This window comes from Synechococcus sp. NOUM97013, from assembly GCF_014279815.1.
GTDB lineage: Bacteria > Cyanobacteriota > Cyanobacteriia > PCC-6307 > Cyanobiaceae > Synechococcus_C.
Genome location: NZ_CP047941.1, coordinates 2,177,517 through 2,195,969 on the forward strand (window position 1 = coordinate 2,177,517; position 18,453 = coordinate 2,195,969).

At 61.6% G+C, this 18,453-nt stretch carries 18 protein-coding genes, 1 tRNA gene and 1 pseudogene; 10 read left to right on the forward strand and 10 right to left on the reverse strand.

The window, feature by feature from the left end; translation table 11 throughout:
* Positions 1-10 precede the first annotated feature (10 nt).
* From SynNOUM97013_RS11870 to psbD, 3 genes are all read right to left on the reverse strand, one after another.
* On the reverse strand, positions 11-1,639 hold the full coding sequence (locus SynNOUM97013_RS11870) for a DUF2079 domain-containing protein (RefSeq protein WP_186479963.1): 1,629 nt from the start codon (positions 1,637-1,639) through the stop codon (positions 11-13).
* A 27-nt stretch (positions 1,640-1,666) separates the two neighbouring features.
* Positions 1,667-2,626, reverse strand: a complete 960-nt coding sequence (locus SynNOUM97013_RS11875) for a pectate lyase (RefSeq protein WP_186479964.1) — start codon at positions 2,624-2,626, stop codon at positions 1,667-1,669.
* Positions 2,627-2,718: 92 nt separating this feature from the next.
* Positions 2,719-3,774 (reverse strand): photosystem II D2 protein (photosystem q(a) protein), encoded by a 1,056-nt coding sequence (psbD, locus tag SynNOUM97013_RS11880; RefSeq protein ID WP_006041823.1) that lies wholly within the window; start codon positions 3,772-3,774, stop codon positions 2,719-2,721.
* 158 nt (positions 3,775-3,932) lie between these two features.
* On the opposite strand from psbD, the gene SynNOUM97013_RS11885 reads away from it, so the two are divergent.
* From SynNOUM97013_RS11885 to SynNOUM97013_RS11900, 4 genes are all read left to right on the forward strand, one after another.
* Positions 3,933-4,196, forward strand: a complete 264-nt coding sequence (locus tag SynNOUM97013_RS11885; protein WP_186471197.1) for a hypothetical protein — start codon at positions 3,933-3,935, stop codon at positions 4,194-4,196.
* On the forward strand, positions 4,197-4,895 hold the full coding sequence (locus tag SynNOUM97013_RS11890) for an ABC transporter ATP-binding protein (protein ID WP_186479965.1): 699 nt from the start codon (positions 4,197-4,199) through the stop codon (positions 4,893-4,895).
* A 23-nt stretch (positions 4,896-4,918) separates the two neighbouring features.
* Positions 4,919-4,990: transfer RNA gene (locus tag SynNOUM97013_RS11895), tRNA-Asn, on the forward strand.
* Between the two features lie 368 nt (positions 4,991-5,358).
* Positions 5,359-6,156 (forward strand): response regulator transcription factor, encoded by a 798-nt coding sequence (locus SynNOUM97013_RS11900; RefSeq protein ID WP_186481621.1) that lies wholly within the window; start codon positions 5,359-5,361, stop codon positions 6,154-6,156.
* Between the two features lie 14 nt (positions 6,157-6,170).
* Here the strand turns inward: SynNOUM97013_RS11900 and SynNOUM97013_RS11905 are convergent, their stop codons facing one another.
* Genes SynNOUM97013_RS11905 through SynNOUM97013_RS11915 form a run of 3 tightly spaced genes read right to left on the reverse strand, consistent with a single transcriptional unit; the run spans position 6,171 to position 10,131 of the window.
* A complete protein-coding gene (locus tag SynNOUM97013_RS11905) occupies positions 6,171-7,133 on the reverse strand; it encodes a DNA polymerase III subunit delta' (RefSeq protein ID WP_186481622.1) in 963 nt (320 codons plus the stop codon).
* Positions 7,133-7,774 (reverse strand): dTMP kinase, encoded by a 642-nt coding sequence (gene tmk / locus SynNOUM97013_RS11910; RefSeq protein ID WP_186479966.1) that lies wholly within the window; start codon positions 7,772-7,774, stop codon positions 7,133-7,135. The genes SynNOUM97013_RS11905 and tmk overlap by 1 nt, the downstream gene beginning before the upstream one ends.
* 2 nt (positions 7,775-7,776) lie before the next feature.
* On the reverse strand, positions 7,777-10,131 hold the full coding sequence (locus SynNOUM97013_RS11915) for a cation-translocating P-type ATPase (protein ID WP_255442787.1): 2,355 nt from the start codon (positions 10,129-10,131) through the stop codon (positions 7,777-7,779).
* 73 nt (positions 10,132-10,204) lie between these two features.
* Here SynNOUM97013_RS11915 and SynNOUM97013_RS11920 point away from each other — a divergent pair, with 73 nt between their 5' ends.
* Positions 10,205-10,726 (forward strand): photosystem I assembly protein Ycf3, encoded by a 522-nt coding sequence (locus tag SynNOUM97013_RS11920; protein WP_186469458.1) that lies wholly within the window; start codon positions 10,205-10,207, stop codon positions 10,724-10,726.
* Positions 10,727-10,731: 5 nt separating this feature from the next.
* Here SynNOUM97013_RS11920 and radA read toward each other — a convergent pair whose 3' ends face one another.
* Complete coding sequence (radA, locus tag SynNOUM97013_RS11925) at positions 10,732-12,129, reverse strand: DNA repair protein RadA (RefSeq protein ID WP_186479967.1); 1,398 nt, start codon at positions 12,127-12,129, stop codon at positions 10,732-10,734.
* A 90-nt stretch (positions 12,130-12,219) separates the two neighbouring features.
* On the opposite strand from radA, the gene rpaB reads away from it, so the two are divergent.
* The 5 genes from rpaB (at position 12,220) to SynNOUM97013_RS11950 (ending at position 16,977) form a co-directional block, all read left to right on the forward strand.
* Positions 12,220-12,966, forward strand: coding sequence for a response regulator transcription factor RpaB (gene rpaB / locus SynNOUM97013_RS11930; RefSeq protein ID WP_186479968.1), 747 nt, complete (start codon positions 12,220-12,222; stop codon positions 12,964-12,966).
* The gene (plsX, locus tag SynNOUM97013_RS11935) at positions 12,947-14,287 is read left to right on the forward strand and encodes a phosphate acyltransferase PlsX (RefSeq protein ID WP_186479969.1); all 1,341 of its coding nucleotides are present in this window, start codon (positions 12,947-12,949) and stop codon (positions 14,285-14,287) included. The genes rpaB and plsX overlap by 20 nt, the downstream gene beginning before the upstream one ends.
* Positions 14,288-14,353: 66 nt before the next feature.
* Positions 14,354-15,367: a beta-ketoacyl-ACP synthase III gene (locus SynNOUM97013_RS11940; RefSeq protein ID WP_186481624.1), complete on the forward strand. Its 1,014-nt coding sequence runs from the start codon at positions 14,354-14,356 to the stop codon at positions 15,365-15,367.
* A 27-nt stretch (positions 15,368-15,394) separates the two neighbouring features.
* Complete coding sequence (fabD, locus tag SynNOUM97013_RS11945; RefSeq protein WP_186479970.1) at positions 15,395-16,291, forward strand: ACP S-malonyltransferase; 897 nt, start codon at positions 15,395-15,397, stop codon at positions 16,289-16,291.
* Positions 16,292-16,308: 17 nt separating this feature from the next.
* Positions 16,309-16,977, forward strand: a complete 669-nt coding sequence (locus SynNOUM97013_RS11950; RefSeq protein ID WP_186481625.1) for a lysophospholipid acyltransferase family protein — start codon at positions 16,309-16,311, stop codon at positions 16,975-16,977.
* On the opposite strand, the gene SynNOUM97013_RS11955 is transcribed toward SynNOUM97013_RS11950, so the two are convergent.
* The 3 genes and pseudogenes from SynNOUM97013_RS11955 to SynNOUM97013_RS11965 all read right to left on the reverse strand — a co-directional run bounded on the left by SynNOUM97013_RS11955 (position 16,956) and on the right by SynNOUM97013_RS11965 (position 18,408).
* Positions 16,956-17,462, reverse strand: a complete 507-nt coding sequence (locus SynNOUM97013_RS11955) for a YdcF family protein (protein ID WP_370586477.1) — start codon at positions 17,460-17,462, stop codon at positions 16,956-16,958. The two genes, SynNOUM97013_RS11950 and SynNOUM97013_RS11955, sit on opposite strands and share 22 nt — an antisense overlap.
* Before the next feature lie 242 nt (positions 17,463-17,704).
* A pseudogene (gene tsaB, locus SynNOUM97013_RS11960) lies at positions 17,705-18,160 on the reverse strand (tRNA (adenosine(37)-N6)-threonylcarbamoyltransferase complex dimerization subunit type 1 TsaB); the annotation flags it as partial.
* Positions 18,157-18,408, reverse strand: coding sequence for a Ycf34 family protein (locus SynNOUM97013_RS11965; RefSeq protein ID WP_186479973.1), 252 nt, complete (start codon positions 18,406-18,408; stop codon positions 18,157-18,159). The pseudogene tsaB and the gene SynNOUM97013_RS11965, both read right to left, overlap by 4 nt.
* Positions 18,409-18,453: the final 45 nt, after the last annotated feature.

Genomic DNA, 18,453 nt, shown 5'->3' on the forward strand with positions numbered 1-18,453 from the left:
AGACAGCTTTTCAGTTCAACCAGGAACAGGAGCAAGGCTCGATGAACGTCTCAGCGGGAGCGCTGATCTCGGCCGACGCACGCTGCAAGACCACCGTGCCAGCACGACAGTGCACCACTCGGTAGTCACCGGATTCAACAAGGCGCGTGAGCTCACGCCGGATGGAGCGTTGCTGGTTGCGCTCCAGCTCAAACACAGGCGCCAACGGCGCGTAGTGGCCGGGGAATGCCACCACCCAGTCGACCGACTGAGGCTCACCGGAACGATCGAGATAGTGGGTGGACTTGGGGAAACGGATCAACACCTCCCGCTGCGCAAGTGAGGGCAGAACAGGCGTATCGGCCGACACACTGGCCTGGTCAGGGATCAAGGCGACAGCTTCACGCAGGGCGGCGCGGCGTTCGAGCATCGCGACTGGAGAGACATGAACCCAGGGCGAAAAGCTGTCGGGCACGAGCGCCGAAAGGCTGCGATGGGGATTCGCCACCAGGGTGAGCGTGAGACCGAGTGCCAGGGCACCCACCCAGCAGCGACGAATCCACCGCCTCGACCAGAGCAAGGGATGGCGCTGCCACCACAGAACGGAACCCAGGTAGAGACCGGGCACCAAGGCCAGCACATAGCGAAGGGTGACGGACAGTGCCGAGCGCCCTTGCGAGACCAGTGCAATCAGAAGAGGAGCCGCCACCAGCAAGGCTGAATCCACCGACAGCAATGGAATCAGCAGCAGCGGCAGACTGAGCGCCAACAGAAATCCCAGTGTGGCGCCAGGGGGGGACACAATCGCCTGCAGTAGCGCCAGAGGATGGCGCAGCATGGCGAGCAGCACCGAGAGGGTCCCGCCCGACACGTCCTCCACGAGATGGCCGAACTTCTCCTGCAGAAAACGGTCAGACAAGGACGAATCAACCGCCGGTTGCATCCATCCGGTCACCAGCAGCACCCACAGGAAAGAGGCCGCCATCAGTCCGACACCGCTCCAGCGTGAACCGGGCTGACGCACCAGAGCCCAGAGCCCCAAAGAGAACAAGACAAGACCGCTGTCTTCCCGAACGAGCAGGAGCATCACAGCTGCTAGCACCAGCTGACGACGGCGCTGCTCCAAAAGCGATTCCACCACAAGAAATCCGAGCAGGGGTAGCCAGATCAGATCGTGAAAGTTTTCAAGGGCCGGGCCAATCACGGCACCACTGAGGTAGTAAGCGGCGGTGATCCGGATCGCCAGTGACGCCGGGAGTCGCCTTGCGGCGATCCTCCAAAGCACCAGGCCTGCGGCCGTCAACACGCCCACCTGCACCAGAGGAAGCGCCCAGCTCCCCAGCAGAGCCACCAGTGGTGCGATGAGCAACGTGAGGAAATTGGCGTGCTGGCCCAGATGGAGATAGGTCACCGACGGCAATTCACCGTCCACCTTCACCGCCGCGGACAGCACTGATGAGAGGCTGCTTTCAAAGGGACGCCCCTGCGCCGTTGACCAGAGTTCTTGGAGAAAGAGTGCCTGGTCGTAGGTGGCACTGAGACTCTCCAGCCGCCAGATCTGAATCGCCAGACAGACCAGAAAGAATCCTGCCGCCAGAGCCTTCACCACACCTGGCATCAGACCTGATGAGGGGACCGCCGGTGCGGTGGAGTCACTCATGCAAGCCTGGCGTCGAATGGGAGCAGATTAAGGAGCCTCTGCATCGCGCTCAGGTGCTTGGCATTCAGCCGTTCCCAACAAAACGCGCATCCGCAGGAGCAGAAGCAAGGCCGATCCATAAAGCACAAGCTCGCCCCACTCCTGATCGCGGTTATGGAGAAGTTCAGGGAAGGATCGCGTGGCAACGCAGTAAGCAATCACGGCCACGAACAAAAACAAGGGCCAGCTGTATGAGGCTGGCGTGAGAGCCCAGACAAGCGAGCGATTCTCGGAAGACTGATGGCGAAGCCATCTGCGGACGAGCCGAGGAGCCAGCACCACAGCCAGCAGCACAACCAGCATGGCCACAAACGTGAACCCATCCAGACGATCCTGAAACCAACCGATGTTGTGCAGGGTCGTTTCCTGCTGAGCGTTGATCGTTCGAATCGCTTCCGGGGTCTGCCAGCTGAAGATCACCTGCCCCCAAGCCAGTTCCTCCAGAAGCAACAACCCGAGAAGACCTGCAAAGCCCCTGGCCAGCCAACCGGGGCGCGCATCATCGAGCCGGCGAAACAGGTCATCGCCGATCAGCCAGCTCACACGGATCGCCGCGGCCAGGAGCAGCACTTGCCCCCACTCCACCAGACCGCCCTCGCCGAAGACCAGGCGCTTGTAAGCATCAAGATCAGGTGAACTGAGCTTCAGCCCCGTAATCAACAGCACCATGGCGACAACCAGAAGCCACACCGTGACCTGACGGGCGCGATTCGCCCCTGGAGCGTCATCGGCCAGAAGCCGAACCAACAGGCCCGACGCGCGTCCCCAGCCGCCAAGAGCGAGCAGCACCAGAGCCAGTACCCACCAGCCGGAGTCAGCTGCTGTGCCGTTGACGAGCAGCAACGCCAGCTGAATCAACGCCACCAGGGCACACACACCACCAACCCCGAAAAGACCGGTCAGGACCCAGCTCTTCAGACGGACTCCCCTGACGTAGCGACGCGACACGCAGTTAGCTCTCAAGATGAAAGGGAAGTTAAGCGTTGAAGCCAATAAAAAAGGGGCCCCGTGGGACCCCCAGGTCAACAGGGTGAATCCGATCAGAGAGCGTTGCCGCGGGGCAGAACCTCTTCAGGGAAGACGAAGTTTTCGTGCGGCTGGTCAGCCGGTGCCATCCAGGCACGCAGACCTTCATTCAGAAGGATGTTCTTGGTGTAGAAGGTCTCGAATTCGGGATCTTCTGCAGCGCGGATTTCCTGGGACACGAAGTCATAGGCGCGCAGGTTGAGGGCCAGACCGATGATGCCGATGGAGCTGGTCCACAGGCCCATCACAGGCACGAACAGCATGAAGAAGTGCAGCCAGCGCTTGTTGGAGAACGCAATTCCGAAGATTTGGCTCCAGAAGCGGTTGGCGGTGACCATGGAATAGGTCTCTTCTTCCTGAGTGGGCTCGAACGCCTTAAAGGTGTTGGCCTGCTCGCCGTCCTCAAACAAGGTGTTTTCCACGGTGGCACCGTGAATGGCGCAAAGCAGTGCACCGCCGAGGATGCCGGCGACGCCCATCATGTGGAAAGGATTCAGGGTCCAGTTATGGAAGCCCTGAAGGAAGAGAAGGAAGCGGAAGATCGCAGCCACACCAAAGGAGGGCGCGAAGAACCAGCTGCTCTGGCCGAGGGGGTACATCAGGAAGACGCTGACGAACACCGCGATCGGACCGGAGAAGGCGATGGCGTTGTAGGGGCGGATGCCGACCAGACGGGCGATCTCGAACTGACGCAGCATGAAGCCGATCAGAGCGAAGGCGCCGTGCAGGGCCACGAAGGCCCAAAGGCCACCGAGCTGACACCAGCGAACGAAGTCACCCTGGGCTTCAGGGCCCCAGAGCAACAGAAGGCTGTGCCCCATCGCATCAGCGGGGGTGGACACAGCAGCTGTCAGGAAGTTGCAACCTTCCAGGTACGAAGAGGCGATGCCGTGGGTGTACCAGGAGGTAACAAAGGTGGTGCCTGTGAGCCAGCCACCAATGGCCAGGTAGGCCGTGGGGAAGAGAAGAATGCCGGACCAGCCGACAAAAACGAAGCGGTCGCGCTTGAGCCAGTCATCGAGGACGTCAAACCATCCCCGCTGAGGCGCGCGTCCTACAGCGATCGTCATGAGAAGAGCTTCATGAAGCTTTACGTGCCGAGCCTAGTTGGCGCCAGAGATTCTGTGGGCACCAAACGTGGAATTCCTGGCAGACATGAGTAGAAATGCCCACGGCTTCACCAACTGCTTCCATTCGCGAAGATGGCGGGAGCAATAAGGATGCCTCTGTGTACGTGATTGAGCTGGCTCTTCGCATGAGCCCCATGCCGGTGTCCGTGCAACGCAAGGAAAGTGAGGCTGCTGAGGCCCTTTACCAGCAGGTACGCACTGCACTGGAGCAGGGTCAACCTCGCCTACTTGAACTCACCTGCGAAAAAGTCGAAGGCAAACGCCTCAGCGTGCTCACCAGCGACCTGCTGGCTGTGCAGATCTACGAAAAGACAGCCGCTACAGGCGGCACCAAGCGCCCAGGGTTTTCCTTCGAAGCCTGAATGCCTGCGCAACACGGAGCAGAGCGCACGGGACTGCGGCTTGAACGGGTCAGCTACAGCTGGCCCTGCGGCACCCGTGCGCTCGATCGCTGCAGTTTCCAGATTCCCGGCCCTGGCCTATGGATGCTTGTGGGTAGCAATGGCAGCGGCAAAAGCACATTGTTTCGGATTCTGAGCGGCCTGATAAGACCCCAATCCGGACATATCGATTGCGGGCTTCGGCCGGCTTTGGTGTTCCAGAACCCAGATCACCAGCTCTTGCTCCCCAGTTGCGGCAGCGAAGTGCTTCTGAACCTGCCCCCCGGGCTCGATCGAAGCGTGCAGCGCAGCAGAATTCATCAACTGCTGGAACAGGTGGGGCTTGCGGGCATGGCATCACGCCCCATTCACACCCTCAGCGGGGGCCAGAAACAACGGCTGGCCATTGCTAGCGCCCTGGCCAGCGAAGCCAATCTGCTGTTGCTTGATGAGCCCACAGCACTGCTCGACCCCACCAGCCAAACGGCAATCCTCACAGCCGTCCAACAGCTGTGCCACCGATCCAGCAATCCCCTGACAGCGCTCTGGGTGACGCATCGGCTTGGAGAGCTCGACCATGCAGACGGTGCGGCACGGATGGAACGGGGGCGCGTCGGTTACTGGCAGAACGGTCCAGCTCTACGCCGACGCCTTGAACCCCTTGCCGGACGGCAGGGCTGAGGGGTAAGTTCTTTCCGTCACATTCCTCGGTAGCTCAGCGGTAGAGCGGTCGACTGTTAATCGATTGGTCGCAGGTTCGAATCCCGCCCGGGGAGTTTCAACATCAATAGACCGCGTCTGAATTGCTCAGGCGCGGTTTTTTTATTGATGAAATCAAATCCAACGGTCGACATCTCGTCCCCGAACCAAACGACAGCACGCGTGCGCGATGCCTCAAAAAAGCCCTGCGTAATGGATTTTCCGTCACAAAGCCGGACGGAAACCGAAGACTTTCTGTAGAGGCCAGCCCAGGCATCGATGGCCACAGAACCCCGAATCGCTTTCAGCGCAAGGGATCAGCAGCGATCTCACTCACCGCTGCTCAATCAAGGGATCAATGCAGGAGCAAAGGAACCTTGAGAGAATCTGTCAAGCAATGACGCGGCCTAACCACGTCCACCACGTTCTCTACGCCGGCAATTCGATGAAGCCCTGCATCCTGCTAATCGAAGACGACAGGGACATGCGCGAGTTGGTGAGTGGCCACCTGGAGCACAGCGGCTTTGACGTGCAAAGCGCTGACGACGGTATCAAGGGCCAGGCATTGGCTCTTCAGTACAGCCCTGACCTGATCCTGTTGGATCTGATGCTCCCCAAGGTGGACGGACTCACGCTTTGTCAGCGACTGAGACGCGACGAGCGAACGGCCGCAATTCCGATTTTGATGCTCACGGCCCTGGGCGGCACCAAAGACAAGGTGAGCGGTTTCAATTCGGGCGCCGATGACTACCTCACCAAGCCCTTCGACCTTGAAGAACTTCAAGTGCGCGTGAAAGCACTGCTGCGCCGTAGCGATCGGGCACCGGTGGGCACAAGCGGCAACCACCATGAAATCCTCAGTTACGGCCCGCTCACGCTCGTGCCGGAACGCTTCGAAGCCATCTGGTTTGACAAGCCGGTGCGTCTCACCCACCTGGAGTTTGAACTGCTGCACTGTCTCTTGCAGCGTCACGGCCAGACCGTTGCTCCCTCACTGATTCTGAAAGAGGTCTGGGGCTACGAACCAGACGACGACATCGAGACGATCCGTGTGCACGTGCGTCACCTGCGCACCAAGCTCGAGCCTGATCCCCGCAAGCCCCGCTTCATCAAGACGGTTTACGGAGCTGGTTATTGCCTCGAACTGCCAACGGGAGCGCAGCTCGAAGGTCTTCAGGATGTACTGGCCCAGGCTCGTCAGGATCGTGAACAAAAAGACCAGGAGAGTCGCGCCAGTGCCTGAGCCCTTCAGCGGCTTCAGACCTGGCTGAGATTGAGCAAGGCCACTTCCCAGGCCAGTCTGGGTTGAACGAACGACAACAGATGTTGACGGAGGCGATCAAGCCTGATCAGCAGTTCTTGCCGACCGTGAGCACGCCACAGATGCTGCTGCCACCAACCAATCAGCCACAGTTGCTGTTCGCCCTCCAGTTGATCGCTGAGGTCACGGGCTAGCGCCATCGCCTCGACCGGCGATGTCGGAATGGTTAGAAGCCGTTGCTTGAGTTCATCAGAAATGGACGTCCAGATCCGCACATGCTCCAGCAGCGCTCCCGGAGACCCCGCCGCCAGGGCCATCAATTCAGGCTGACCGGAGGCCAGAGCCAAAGCCTGCTGACCCTCCTGATTGGGAAGAGTCTCTAGGACCGAAGCCATGCAGGCTTCACTGAGCCGGGTGAAACGGATTTGCTGACAACGCGATCGAATGGTCGTGAGCAACCGTTCGGGCGCAGCGCTGAGCAGGATCAGCAGTCCATGACCCGGTTCCTCGAGCGTTTTCAACAGAGCATTGGCAGCACCTTCCGCCATTGCCTCAGGCTGCTCCAGGATCACCAGGCCCCTGGGAGATTCCAGGGGCTGCCGGGCCAGGAACCGACTCAACGCACGGATCTGCTCCAGCCGCACTTGCGGAGGTGTGCGACGACTCACGCCAGCAGCTTCCGCCTCTGATCGTGGGATCAACCGTCCCTGGTGGCTGTAGGTGGGCTCCACCCACAACAGATCAGGGTGATTGCGATCGTCCAAGCGGCGACGCTCGCGAGCGTCCGAACCACCGCCACTGAGCAGCCCCTCCAGAAAACGCTGGGCCGCAAGGCGGCGTCCAACCCCATCCGGACCACTGAACAAGTAGGCAGGAGCAAGTCGATCCTGGTCCAAGGCAGCCTCGAGAAGCCGTTGTGCCAGTGGCTGCCCCTGCAGATCCGCGAACAAATCCTGCATCAGATCCATCCCTGTGCCGCATTGGCCTCAACCTGCGCTCGGATGTCTTGCTGCACCTGATCTGGGGTGCGATCAGCCGCCACTGCAGCCCAACCGCGTTCGGCGGCCAGACTTCGGAATCCTTCAGCCACCCGGGCCAGGAATGCGGTTCCTTCCGCCTCAATCCGGTCAGCCGTCTGCGCCTGGCGACGACGAAGACTCACCGCGATGGGAAGATCCAGCCAAAGAGTGAGATCCGGTGATACGCCAGCCGTCGCGATCCGTTCCAGATCGCGAATGATCGACACATCCAAACCGCGGCCATGGCCCTGATACGCCAGGGTGGAACCACTGAATCGGTCGCTTAGAACCCAATCGCCCCGATCCAGAGCGGGCCGAATCAACTGCTCCACATGCTGAGCGCGGTCAGCCGCATACAACAGCAGTTCAGCGGTGGGGGAAGGTGCTGAAGCCTGGGGAGGATGGAGCAACAACTCCCGGAGGGCCTGCCCCAGGGGGGTTCCTCCTGGTTCCCGGGTGAGATGCAGGGTCGCTCCCTCGGGCATAAGGCCACTGACGGGCAACCATTGCGCCAGCTGCTTCAGCTGCGTGGACTTTCCGCAGCCGTCAATGCCCTCAAGCACCAGAAAACGTCCGGCCATGGTTAACGCAGACGAAGGCTCAGAGCATTCAGCACCACAGTCACAGAGCTGAGGGCCATCAGCAACGCTGCCAGCGGTGGGGAGAGCAGCAGATTGAAACCCGGTAGCAGAACACCAGCCGCGACAGGGAGAGCGATCAAGTTGTAACCAAAGGCCCAGAAAAGGTTCTGACGGATCTTGGCCATGGTGCGGCGGGCCAGGGTCAGAGCCTCCGGCAGCGCTTCCAGGCGATCTCCGAGAAGCACCAGATCCGCTGTGTCTTGAGCGATCTGGGTGCCAGTTCCTACAGCGATACCGAGATCAGCAGCAGCGAGAGCCGGGGCATCGTTGATGCCATCACCGACCATGCCTACGGCTTGCTTCGTTTTCCAGCGCTCGAGACGCTCGAGCTTCTGCGCCGGAAGCAATTGCCATGCCAGTTCATCATCGGTGAACCCAAGGGCCTGGCCAACCTGCTCAACCGCACGACGACGGTCTCCACTCAACATGGCCAAGGAGAGTCCCTGGGTGCGCAGACGCTGCAAAGCAACGACGGCATCCGGACGGAGACCGTCATCAATAGCGACCAGTCCAAGCGGCTCCTGATCCAAGGCCACCGCCACCAACGTCTGACCCCGCTCAAGCGCAGCCTGCACGACCTGCTGTTGAGCAGACGACCAGGCCACGCCTTCAGCCTGCAACCATTCAGGCGAGCCGACCCTGACTTCACCCTGCAGGGTATCCAGGGTTCCCTGCATTCCAGCCCCAGGGAAGGTTCGACTGGACTTCACAGGGAGAAGAGGGATGTTGCGCCGCTGAGCCTCCTGCATCAAGGCATGGGCCAAGGGGTGACGACTGGTCTGTTCCAGACTCGCTCCAAGCTGAATGGCACGTGCCGCGTCCTCCGTAACCAAGACGTCATCCACCAGGGGACGCCCCAGGGTGAGCGTGCCGGTCTTGTCGAACACCATGCGTTCGATGGAGGCGGCCTGCTCAATCACATCACCACCCCTGAACAACCAACCCTGTCGGGCGGCCAACCCTGAGGAGACAGTGATCACCGTGGGTGTGGCCAGACCCAGAGCGCAGGGACAAGCCACCACCAGCACAGCAATGGCGAGCTGCAACCCCAGGCCGAATGGCGTCTGGGCGCCAGCCCCGAGACCACCATGCAAGGCATGGCCGGAACCGTGATCCATCATCGCCATGGGCATCTCAAGCACCTGAGGCCAGAGACGACTTCCCAGCTGCCACCAGAACAGAAACGTCACCACCGCCAAGCTGACAACGCCATAGCAAAAACGCCCCGCCACGCGGTCCGCCAGGCCCTGGATCGGGGCTCGTCTTGCCTGAGCCTGCTCCACTAGAGCAATGATGCGCGCCAAGGCGGTGTCGCTGCCCACCCGTTGCACCTCCAACTCCAAAGTGCCCTCGAGATTCAGACACCCAGAACTGAGCTCGGTGTCCGGCTCAGCATCCAGGGGGAGCGGTTCCCCAGTGAGGCTGGACAAATCAACCGCTGATCGCCCCTCACGCACCACACCGTCGACTGGGATGCGATCGCCGGCCAAGAGCTGAATGCGTTCACCTGGGCGCAACAGAGACACCGGCACCTCCCGCACAGTGGCATCCGCCATCAGCAAACGTGCCGTATCGGGCTGCAGCGCTGCAAGCTCCTGCAGCGCGCGGCCGGTGCGTCGGCGCGCCCGCTCCTCCAGGAAGCGCCCCAACAGGACGAAACCCAGCAGCATCACGGGTTCATTAAAGAAACAGGGCCAGCCCACCTGCGGCCAAATGAGCGCCACAACGCTGGCCAGATAGGCGCTGCCGACACCCAGGCTCACCAGGGTGTCCATGCTCGGAACACCGCTACGGACCGCCTTCCATCCGCCGGTGAGAATCGAGCGTCCAGGCCCGAACAACGCCACTGTCGCCAGCACGGCATGAAACGGAAGGCTGCCGATCAGCGGCATCACCAGCGAACCTCCCTCAGCCAGATGGCCGAGACCAGACAGCAGCAGCAGCACCAAAGCCACCATCAGCTGACGCCACTGGCGCCACCACCCCCAGGCCTGTTCCGGCGAGTCGGTCTGGCCCACGAGCCCGCTCGGGCGCAACTTTGCTGGAAAACCTCTCTGCTGAAGTGCTTCCAGAACATCCTCAAGACGCTGAGGTGACTCCGGAGTGGTTTCACCTTCGAGGCGAAGCCAGGCGCTGCGAGTCACCAGATTGACGCTGGCATCCGCCACCCCAGGCTGATCCAGCAAGGTGCGTTCCACTGCGCGCACACATCCACCGCATTTCATCCCGTCGATATCGAGAAGCACCGCATGGGAGGGCGCAGATGCAGCAGATGCATGGGGTGCGGAAGCAGACACATCAACGGTTCACACCACACCACGCTAAGCAGTGCCCATTGGGTTCAGGATGGTGGCAACCGTCCGGCTCTCCGTGCCCCGCAGCAATCGCAACGACAACTTCATCGACAAGAGCTTCACGGTGATGGCCGATCTGATCGTGAAGCTGCTGCCGATCAACCCCAGAGCCAAGGAGGCTTACGTCTATTACCGCGACGGCTTATCCGCCCAGAACGATGGTGACTATGCAGAAGCGCTCGAGAACTACGAAGAAAGCCTGAAGCTCGAGGAGAACCCGATCGACCGTGGGGAAACCCTCAAAAACATGGCGATCATCTACATGAGTAATGGCGAGGAAGATCGAGCGATCGAGACCTATCTGAAGGCTCTCGAGGAGAATCCCAAGCAGCCGTCATGCCTCAAAAACATGGGGCTCATCTACGAAAAACGCGGTCGTATGGCTGAAGAGGAGGGCCGACGCGATGAGGCCGACGGTTGGCTGGATAAAGCCGCGGAGGCATGGACCCAGGCCGTGCGTCTCAATCCCGGTGGCTACCTGGACATCGAAAACTGGCTCAAGTCCAGTGGCCGCAGCAATGTGGATGTGTATTTCTGACGCGTTCAGGGTCTGTCGTCGTCAGGGTCGACCCCAAGCCCCAGCACAAGGGCTTCGGTGATCGATCCGGCCTCGAGCAGCTCCAGATCCAGCCTTGCGGCCACCGGACCAAGACCGCTTCCTTTCGGCACAACAGCACGACGAAACCCCAGCCGCACCGCCTCTTGCAGACGCAGCTCCAGCTGCCCGACGGGTCGAAGCTGTCCGCCCAGGCCGAGTTCACCCAGGAGCACGGTGCCAGCGGGAAGCGTGAGATCGCGATAGCTGGCGACCACAGCCGCGGCCACGCCGAGATCCGCAGCAGGCTCTTCCACATCCAGCCCTCCGGCCACAGCCAAATAGCAGTCGAAACGCGACAGCGGCAGACCCATGTGCTTTTCCAGCACCGCCAGAATCTGATGAAGTCGATTCACGGCGATGCCCGTGGCCGTGCGACGCGGACTGGCGTAGCTGGTGGTGCTGACCAGCGCTTGCAGATCCACCACCAGTGGGCGCGTGCCCTCACAGGCCACGATCGTGGCCACGCCGCTGGCCCGTTCGCCGCTGAGAAACAGCTCACTGGGGTTGCCGACCTCGGCCAGCCCCTGGCCCCGCATCTCGAACACGCCTAATTCATGGGTGGCACCAAAGCGATTCTTCACCGCCCGAAGCAGGCGATGACTGGCGAATCGATCACCTTCGAAGGTCAGCACCGCATCCACAAGGTGTTCCAGCACCTTTGGGCCAGCCAATACCCCTTCTTTGGTGACATGGCCAACCAAGAAGAGCGCCGTGTTCTGACGCTTGGCCAGACGCTGCAAGGACGCAGCACACTCCCGGACCTGAGCCACGGACCCTGGGGCACTGGAAAGGTCGGCATCATGCAGCGCCTGGATGCTGTCGATCACAGCCACGTCTGGCCGCAGCGCTTCCAGTTCCTCAAGCACCAACTCCAGATCGGTTTCCGCCAGAAGCTGGAGATCACTGCGTTCAGCCGTGAGACGTTGCCAGCGCAGCTTCACCTGCTGGGCTGACTCCTCAGCACTCACATACAGAACGGACCGGTCGCGGGCGATGGATGACGCACTCTGCAGTAGCAGCGTGCTTTTGCCGATGCCAGGGTCTCCCCCCACCAGCACCAGGGACCCAGGCACCAGCCCCCCGCCGAGCACGCGATCAAGCTCGTCGTAGCCACTAGGAAGGCGCTGCAAGGGTTGGTCACCAAGCGAGGCCATCGCCGTGGAGCGGCGAGGCTTCGGAGCGACCGCAGGATCAGCGACGGCCCGCCGTCGACGGCCGTCATCTTTCGGTGCTGTCTGCTCGACGAGCGAATTCCAACTTCCGCAGCTATTGCATCGCCCAAAGAACTGGCGGGTCTGGGCACCGCAGCTCTGGCAGACATAGAGAGTGACAGATCGGGGCACGTCGAATGATGAAGAAACTTGGCTGAACGTGAACGAATGAACCCGCCAATCACCTATTTGTGAGCACGAGTACCGCTTTTTGCCGGCGACATGACGGCCTCAGCACCTTCCAAAGAAACCATTCTCGTGGTGGATGACGAGGCCAGTATCCGCAGGATCCTCGAGACCCGCCTGTCGATGATCGGGTACAACGTGGTCACCGCCAGCGATGGGACGGAAGCTCTCGAGAAATTTCCAGACTGCAATCCCGACCTCGTCGTCCTCGACGTGATGATGCCGAAATTGGATGGCTACGGGGTCTGCCAAGAACTGCGTAAGGAATCAGACGTCCCGATCGTGATGCTCACAGCCCTGGGCGATGTGGCAGACCGCATCACAGGCCTTGAACTGGGCGCCGATGACTATGTGATCAAACCGTTCAGCCCCAAGGAGCTGGAGGCCAGGATCCGCTGCGTTCTGCGCCGCGTGGAAAAGGAGCAGGCTGCGGGCATTCCCAACTCAGGCGTCATCCAGGTGTCGGACCTGCGCATCGACACCAACAAGCGTCAGGTCTTCCGCAACGACGAGCGAATCCGTCTGACCGGCATGGAGTTCAGCCTTCTCGAGCTGCTGGTCAGCCGATCAGGAGAACCTTTCAGCCGTGGAGAAATCCTCAAGGAAGTCTGGGGATACACCCCGGAGCGTCATGTGGACACCCGCGTGGTGGATGTTCATATTTCCCGCCTTCGTTCCAAACTGGAAGATGATCCGGCAAACCCCGAGCTGATTCTCACGGCTCGCGGCACCGGCTACCTGTTCCAGCGCATCGTCGATTCCGTTGCCTCCGAAGGATCCTGACCACACCCCGGACGTTGCGCCGAGGATCAAAGCCCGTCGATCGAAAGCGGTGCGACGCCTGGTGATTTGGTACCGGCGCAACGCTGCCGTGACCAGCCTGGTGGATACAGCCACGACCTCAGCGAGCGCCGCAAGCAACGTTGCCGGTTCCGTGACCTCCATGGCCGGGACGGTGGTGAACAATGCGGGGAGCGTGGCAGGATCCGTGCTGCAGCCTGTGATGGATCCTCTGCGCCGTTTGCAGGGGGGCGTTCCCGGCCTGGACGAGCCCATTAACGACAACGACCGCGTCTGGGTGGCCGTGGACGGCATGGGCGGCGACCATGCCCCAGGACCGATTCTGGAGGGATGCCTGCAGGCAATTGAGCGCCTGGCGGTGAAGATCCGTTTTGTGGGCGAGACCGATCGGGTGCTCGAAGCGGCCACGGCAGCGGGCCTGGCGGAAGCGCTCAACACCGCCATTGATGCCGGTCATCTGGAGTTGATCACCAGCGGTCCCTCCGTGCAGATGCATGAGGAGGCCACGGTGGTGCGCCGCAAACGCGACGCCAGCATCAACGTGGCCATGGACCTCGTCAAACGCGGCGAAGCCCAGGCGGTGTACTCGGCAGGAAACTCCGGCGCCGTAATGGCCTCAGCGATCTTCCGACTGGGTCGCCTGGCGGGGATTGATCGACCAGCCATCGGGGCACTGTTCCCCACCAAGGATCCCGGGCAGCCGGTGCTGGTGCTCGATGTGGGCGCCAACATGGATTGCAAACCCTCCTATCTGCACCAGTTCGCACTGCTGGGGAACATCTACAGCCGTGACGTGCTGCAGGTCAGCCAACCTCGTATCGGCCTTCTCAACATCGGCGAAGAGGAATGCAAGGGCAATGATCTTGCCGTTCGCACCCACGCGCTCCTCCTCGACGAACCACGCTTCCACTTCGCGGGGAACTGTGAAGGCAGGGATGTGCTCTCAGGCGAATTCGACGTGGTGGTTTGCGACGGCTTCACAGGCAACGTGCTGCTCAAGTTTCTGGAATCGGTCGGCAGTGTGCTGCTGGGAGTCTTGAGAGCCGAGTTGCCGCGTGGACGCCGAGGCAAGGTGGGATCCGCGTTCCTGCGCAGCAACCTGAAGCGCATCAAGAAACGACTGGACCACGCTGAACATGGCGGTGCACTGCTGCTTGGCGTCAACGGCATCTGCGTGATCGGCCATGGCAGCAGCAAAGCTCTCTCGGTGGTCAGTGCACTTCGCCTGGCGCACTCCGCAGCCAGTCACGGCGTCATGGACGATCTCGCGCAGCTTGGAGCACAAGTGGCCTCAAAGGCCTGAGCGTTACCCATCCCAAGTTTGGGCTGCTGGGCTGTGATTGACTGACGCCACCGCTTGGATCTTCTCTTGGCTGGAGCATCACCGCACTCCCGAGGCGTCGCCCTAATCGGCTGCGGTAGCGCCCAGGCTGAACAGGTGATCAGCAACGACCAGCTGGGTCTGCGAGTTGAGACCAGTGACGAATGGATCCGGACTCGCACGGGAATCGGCAGTCGGCGGGTCAGCAGTCCCAAGGAAAGCCTCACAGACCTGGCGGCTCAGGCTGCGACTTCAGCCCTTGAGATGGCCGGCTGGTCGGCAGACACACTCGACCTGGTGCTGCTCGCCACCTCCACCCCCGACGACCTCTTCGGCTCTGCACCGCGTGTCCAAGCCGCCCTCGGTGCCCGCAATGCCGTCGCGTTTGATCTGACGGCGGCCTGCAGTGGTTTTCTGTTCGCACTGGTCACCGCATCCCAGTACCTCCGCACCGGTGCCATGCGCAGGGTGTTGGTGATTGGAGCCGATCAGTTGAGTCGATTCGTCGACTGGGACGACCGGCGCAGCTGTGTGCTTTTCGGCGATGGCGCTGGGGCCCTGGCCATAGAAGCCAGTGAGGAGGATGGGCTCCAGGGCTTCCTGCTGCGCAGCGATGGCGCCCGGGGAGGCGTTCTCAATCTGCCGGCTCTCGATACAGGATCCCCGCTTGCTGGCCAAGCGGAACACCGCCAGGGGGGCTACCGACCGATCGCTATGAATGGCCAGGAGGTTTACAAATTCGCCGTTCGCGAAGTGCCCGCCATCCTGCAATCGCTGCTGGACCAATGCGATGTCGGCCCTGATGAGATCGACTGGATGCTGCTGCACCAGGCCAATCAGCGCATTCTGGATGCCGTGGCCGATCGCTTCTCGATTCCTCACGACAAGGTGCTCAGCAACCTGGCCCATTACGGCAACACATCAGCGGCCACCATTCCCTTGGTCCTGGATGAAGGTGTGCGCGGAGGACGCATTCGCCCGGGCCACCTGCTAGCGAGCAGTGGGTTTGGCGCAGGATTGAGCTGGGGAGCGGCGCTGTTGCGTTGGCAGGGTCCCGCTTAGGCTCCCGGAACCATTGCGGCGGAGTGAATGTCGATTGCCTGGGTGTTTCCTGGTCAGGGGTCTCAGAAAATCGGCATGGCCGATCCGATCCTGAGCCTCCCCGGAGCTGAACAGCGCTTCGATCTGGCATCCCAGCTCCTGGGGCGAGATCTGCTCGCTATCTGCAGGGGGGAAGTCGCGGACAGCGTCACACCAGCCGATCTGAACGACACCCGCAACACCCAGCCGGCGTTGTTCGTCGTCGAATCCTTGATCGTCGATGAGCTACTTCGCCAGGGTCGTGAGCCCTCGCTGGTGGCCGGTCACAGTTTGGGCGAATTGGTGGCGCTGTATGCCGCTGGCGTCTTCGATGCCGCCACGGGCCTGGAGCTGATGCAGCGCCGCTCGGAACTCATGGCCACTGCAGGTGGTGGTGCCATGACGGCGGTCATCGGCTTTGACCGCGATCAACTGAATGGGCTTGTAGCCGAGACCGCTGATGTGGTGATCGCCAACGACAACAGCGAAGCCCAGGTGGTTCTCTCCGGCAGTCCTGAGGCTGTCGGCTGTGTCAGCGAGGCACTCACCTGCAAACGGGCCATCCCCCTGGCGGTGTCTGGGGCCTTCCATTCACCCTTCATGGCTGACGCGGCGGAAGCCTTCTCCGCACATCTCGACACGCTCACGTTCGCCGATGCGCGCGTTCCGGTGCTGAGCAACACCGATCCCACGCCCAGCAGCGATGGCAGCGAACTCAAACAACGGTTGCGCCAGCAGATGACCACCGGTGTGCGCTGGAGAGAAACGATGGAAGCCCTGACGGCCGCAGGGGTCGACACCCTGGTGGAGGTCGGCCCAGGCAATGTGCTCAGTGGCCTCGCAAAGCGTGCGATGCGTGGCGTCACCAGCCACCAGCTGGCCAATGCCGGCGATCTCGGCCTTTGAGCGTGCGCAACTCCAAGATCACAACCGCCGACGTTGCTGACGTCCGGGGGCTGCCTGCCCCGTCCCCAGGTGTTGTCTACTGGCTGGTGAGCTTCCTTCTGGTGTTCCCCCTCTTCCGATTGGTGTTCCGGGGACGCACCACGGGAAACGCGCGCGTGCCGATGCACGGTCCGCTCGTCGTGGTGGCGAACCATGGCTCCCACCTGGATCCACCCTTGCTGGGTCATGCCCTCGGGCGACCGGTGGCCTTCATGGCCAAAGCCGAACTGTTCCGGATTCCCTTGCTGGGTCGATTGATCCGGGCCTGTGGTGCCTACCCCGTTAACCGAGGTGCAAGCGATCGGGAGGCGATTCGCACCGCAACCGCCAAATTGCAGGAAGGCTGGGCCATCGGCGTGTTTCTTGACGGCACACGCCAACCCGATGGCCGCGTCAACACCCCCATGCCAGGCGCAGCTCTGCTGGCGGCCCGTTCCGGAGCACCGCTGCTGCCCGTGGCCATCGTCAACAGCCATCGTGCCCTGGGCAGCGGTCAAAGCGTTCCTCGGCTGGTGCCGTTGCATCTGCGCATCGGCGATCCCGTTCCGCCACCCGCGAGCCGACGGAAACCCGACCTTGAAGCCACCACACGCGAATTGCAGCGTCGCATCAACGCGATGCTCGATCAGGGTTCCGTGAACAGCTGAGGCCAGTGACGGCGCGCCCAAGGTTTGAGATCTTTGCCTGTCGCAACCCAGGCCACAGCTCGCAAACCATCGCCGAGACGCTTCCCCAGGCCTTCTTGGCGACAGTGCTCTGCGCAGCTCACAGGGATCCCCGTCAAACGGATCCCACGACTCCCCGCGACAATGGCTCCAACAGTCATGGCACGGGGCAAGTGATCTTCACTGGTCACGAGCAGAAGATGATGCACACCATCCCGGTTCAGCTCATCCACGAGTGACGTGAAATTGCCGAGGGTGTCTTGCGCGCGGTAATCAAGACGAACCCGGTCTGCCTCGAGTCCGGCATCCTGCATTAACCATTGGGCGTACTCGGGATTGGTCCCGCCACTCACCACCAGTGGGAGGTTCATGCGGCGGGCCAGATTCAAGCCAACACGCTCTCGATCGGCATCACCGCCCAACACCAGGATGCGCTGAGGCTCATGGTTGGTCAGCGCTGCCTCCATGAAAGGGCGCAAGGGACCCGCTACGCCTGCCGCCAGCAGAACTGCCGAGCCCAACAGCAACGAGCGTCCGCCCAGAGCCATCAAACAGGGCCCACTGGGGACGTGGGGTAAATGGGGAGAACTGGATCCCAGGGCCCAGGACACTGCATGTCATGGAAGGAACGGCACCAACGCAACAGCTGCATCACATCAGCTGGAACATCCACCGTCATGGACACAGCTGGAGAGGGCTGCTCATCAGGTCCGAGCAATCGCGGCACCTCCAGTTCGTCCGCCATCCCATCCACCATTCGATAGCGCCCTGCCACCTGCCCCCGACGGGGCAACGTCTGAATGATGGAGAACGGATCGCTCTGCTGAGACGCCGGGAGCTGTTGGCAGAGACGCGGAGCCATCAACGCAAAGCTGCTGATGCCATGCAGTGGAACACTGAGCTGCTGGGCCAAAGTTCGCGCCAGAACCACGGTCAGACGAGTGCCTGTGAAACCGCCAGGTCCGGTAGCGACAGCCAACCGGGTGATTTGCGACCACTGCTGCCTCGGCAGCAGATCCTGAACCGAGCCCACCAGTTCATTGGTGAGAGCGCGCCCCAAAGAGCGGCATTGCACCTGGGCATGATTGATGGACGAACGAGCGTCCACGAGAGCCATCCCAAGGGTGGGCGTGGAGCTGTGAAGGGCTAGCAACCACTCGCTCATCGTGGCAACTCCTGTCCAGGCCTGAGCCGAAGCCAACGGCCCGGATCGCACTCAAAGGAGCCACAGGCGCGCACATCCCATTCAACGCCAACCTGTGCATCAGGTAGATCCATCACACTGATGTGAATTCTGGGGTCAACGGGTTTCAGATCCGGAGTCTCCGCCAGGTGAGGGGCACCATGCTGCCTCTCCACAGCGTGATAGGCCTGGCATCGGTCCACCCAGCGGCAGTCCACGCAGATGCACATGCCTCCCCGTTTCGGATCGACACCCATTCTGACGGGGGACCCCAC

Excerpts from the sequence above, each read along its gene's own strand:
- fabD (WP_186479970.1), top strand. The coding sequence starts at position 15,395 with ATGTCGATTGCCTGGGTGTTTCCTGGTCAGGGGTCTCAGAAAATCGGC.
- tmk (WP_186479966.1), bottom strand. The coding sequence starts at position 7,774 with ATGGCCGGACGTTTTCTGGTGCTTGAGGGCATTGACGGCTGCGGAAAG.
- SynNOUM97013_RS11905 (WP_186481622.1), bottom strand. The coding sequence starts at position 7,133 with ATGCAGGATTTGTTCGCGGATCTGCAGGGGCAGCCACTGGCACAACGG.
- SynNOUM97013_RS11870 (WP_186479963.1), bottom strand. The coding sequence starts at position 1,639 with ATGAGTGACTCCACCGCACCGGCGGTCCCCTCATCAGGTCTGATGCCA.
- SynNOUM97013_RS11900 (WP_186481621.1), top strand. The coding sequence starts at position 5,359 with ATGAAGCCCTGCATCCTGCTAATCGAAGACGACAGGGACATGCGCGAG.
- SynNOUM97013_RS11955 (WP_370586477.1), bottom strand. The coding sequence starts at position 17,462 with ATGGAGGCAGCGCTGACCAACCATGAGCCTCAGCGCATCCTGGTGTTG.
- SynNOUM97013_RS11890 (WP_186479965.1), top strand. The coding sequence starts at position 4,197 with ATGCCTGCGCAACACGGAGCAGAGCGCACGGGACTGCGGCTTGAACGG.
- SynNOUM97013_RS11965 (WP_186479973.1), bottom strand. The coding sequence starts at position 18,408 with ATGTGCATCTGCGTGGACTGCCGCTGGGTGGACCGATGCCAGGCCTAT.
- rpaB (WP_186479968.1), top strand. The coding sequence starts at position 12,220 with ATGACGGCCTCAGCACCTTCCAAAGAAACCATTCTCGTGGTGGATGAC.
- psbD (WP_006041823.1), bottom strand. The coding sequence starts at position 3,774 with ATGACGATCGCTGTAGGACGCGCGCCTCAGCGGGGATGGTTTGACGTC.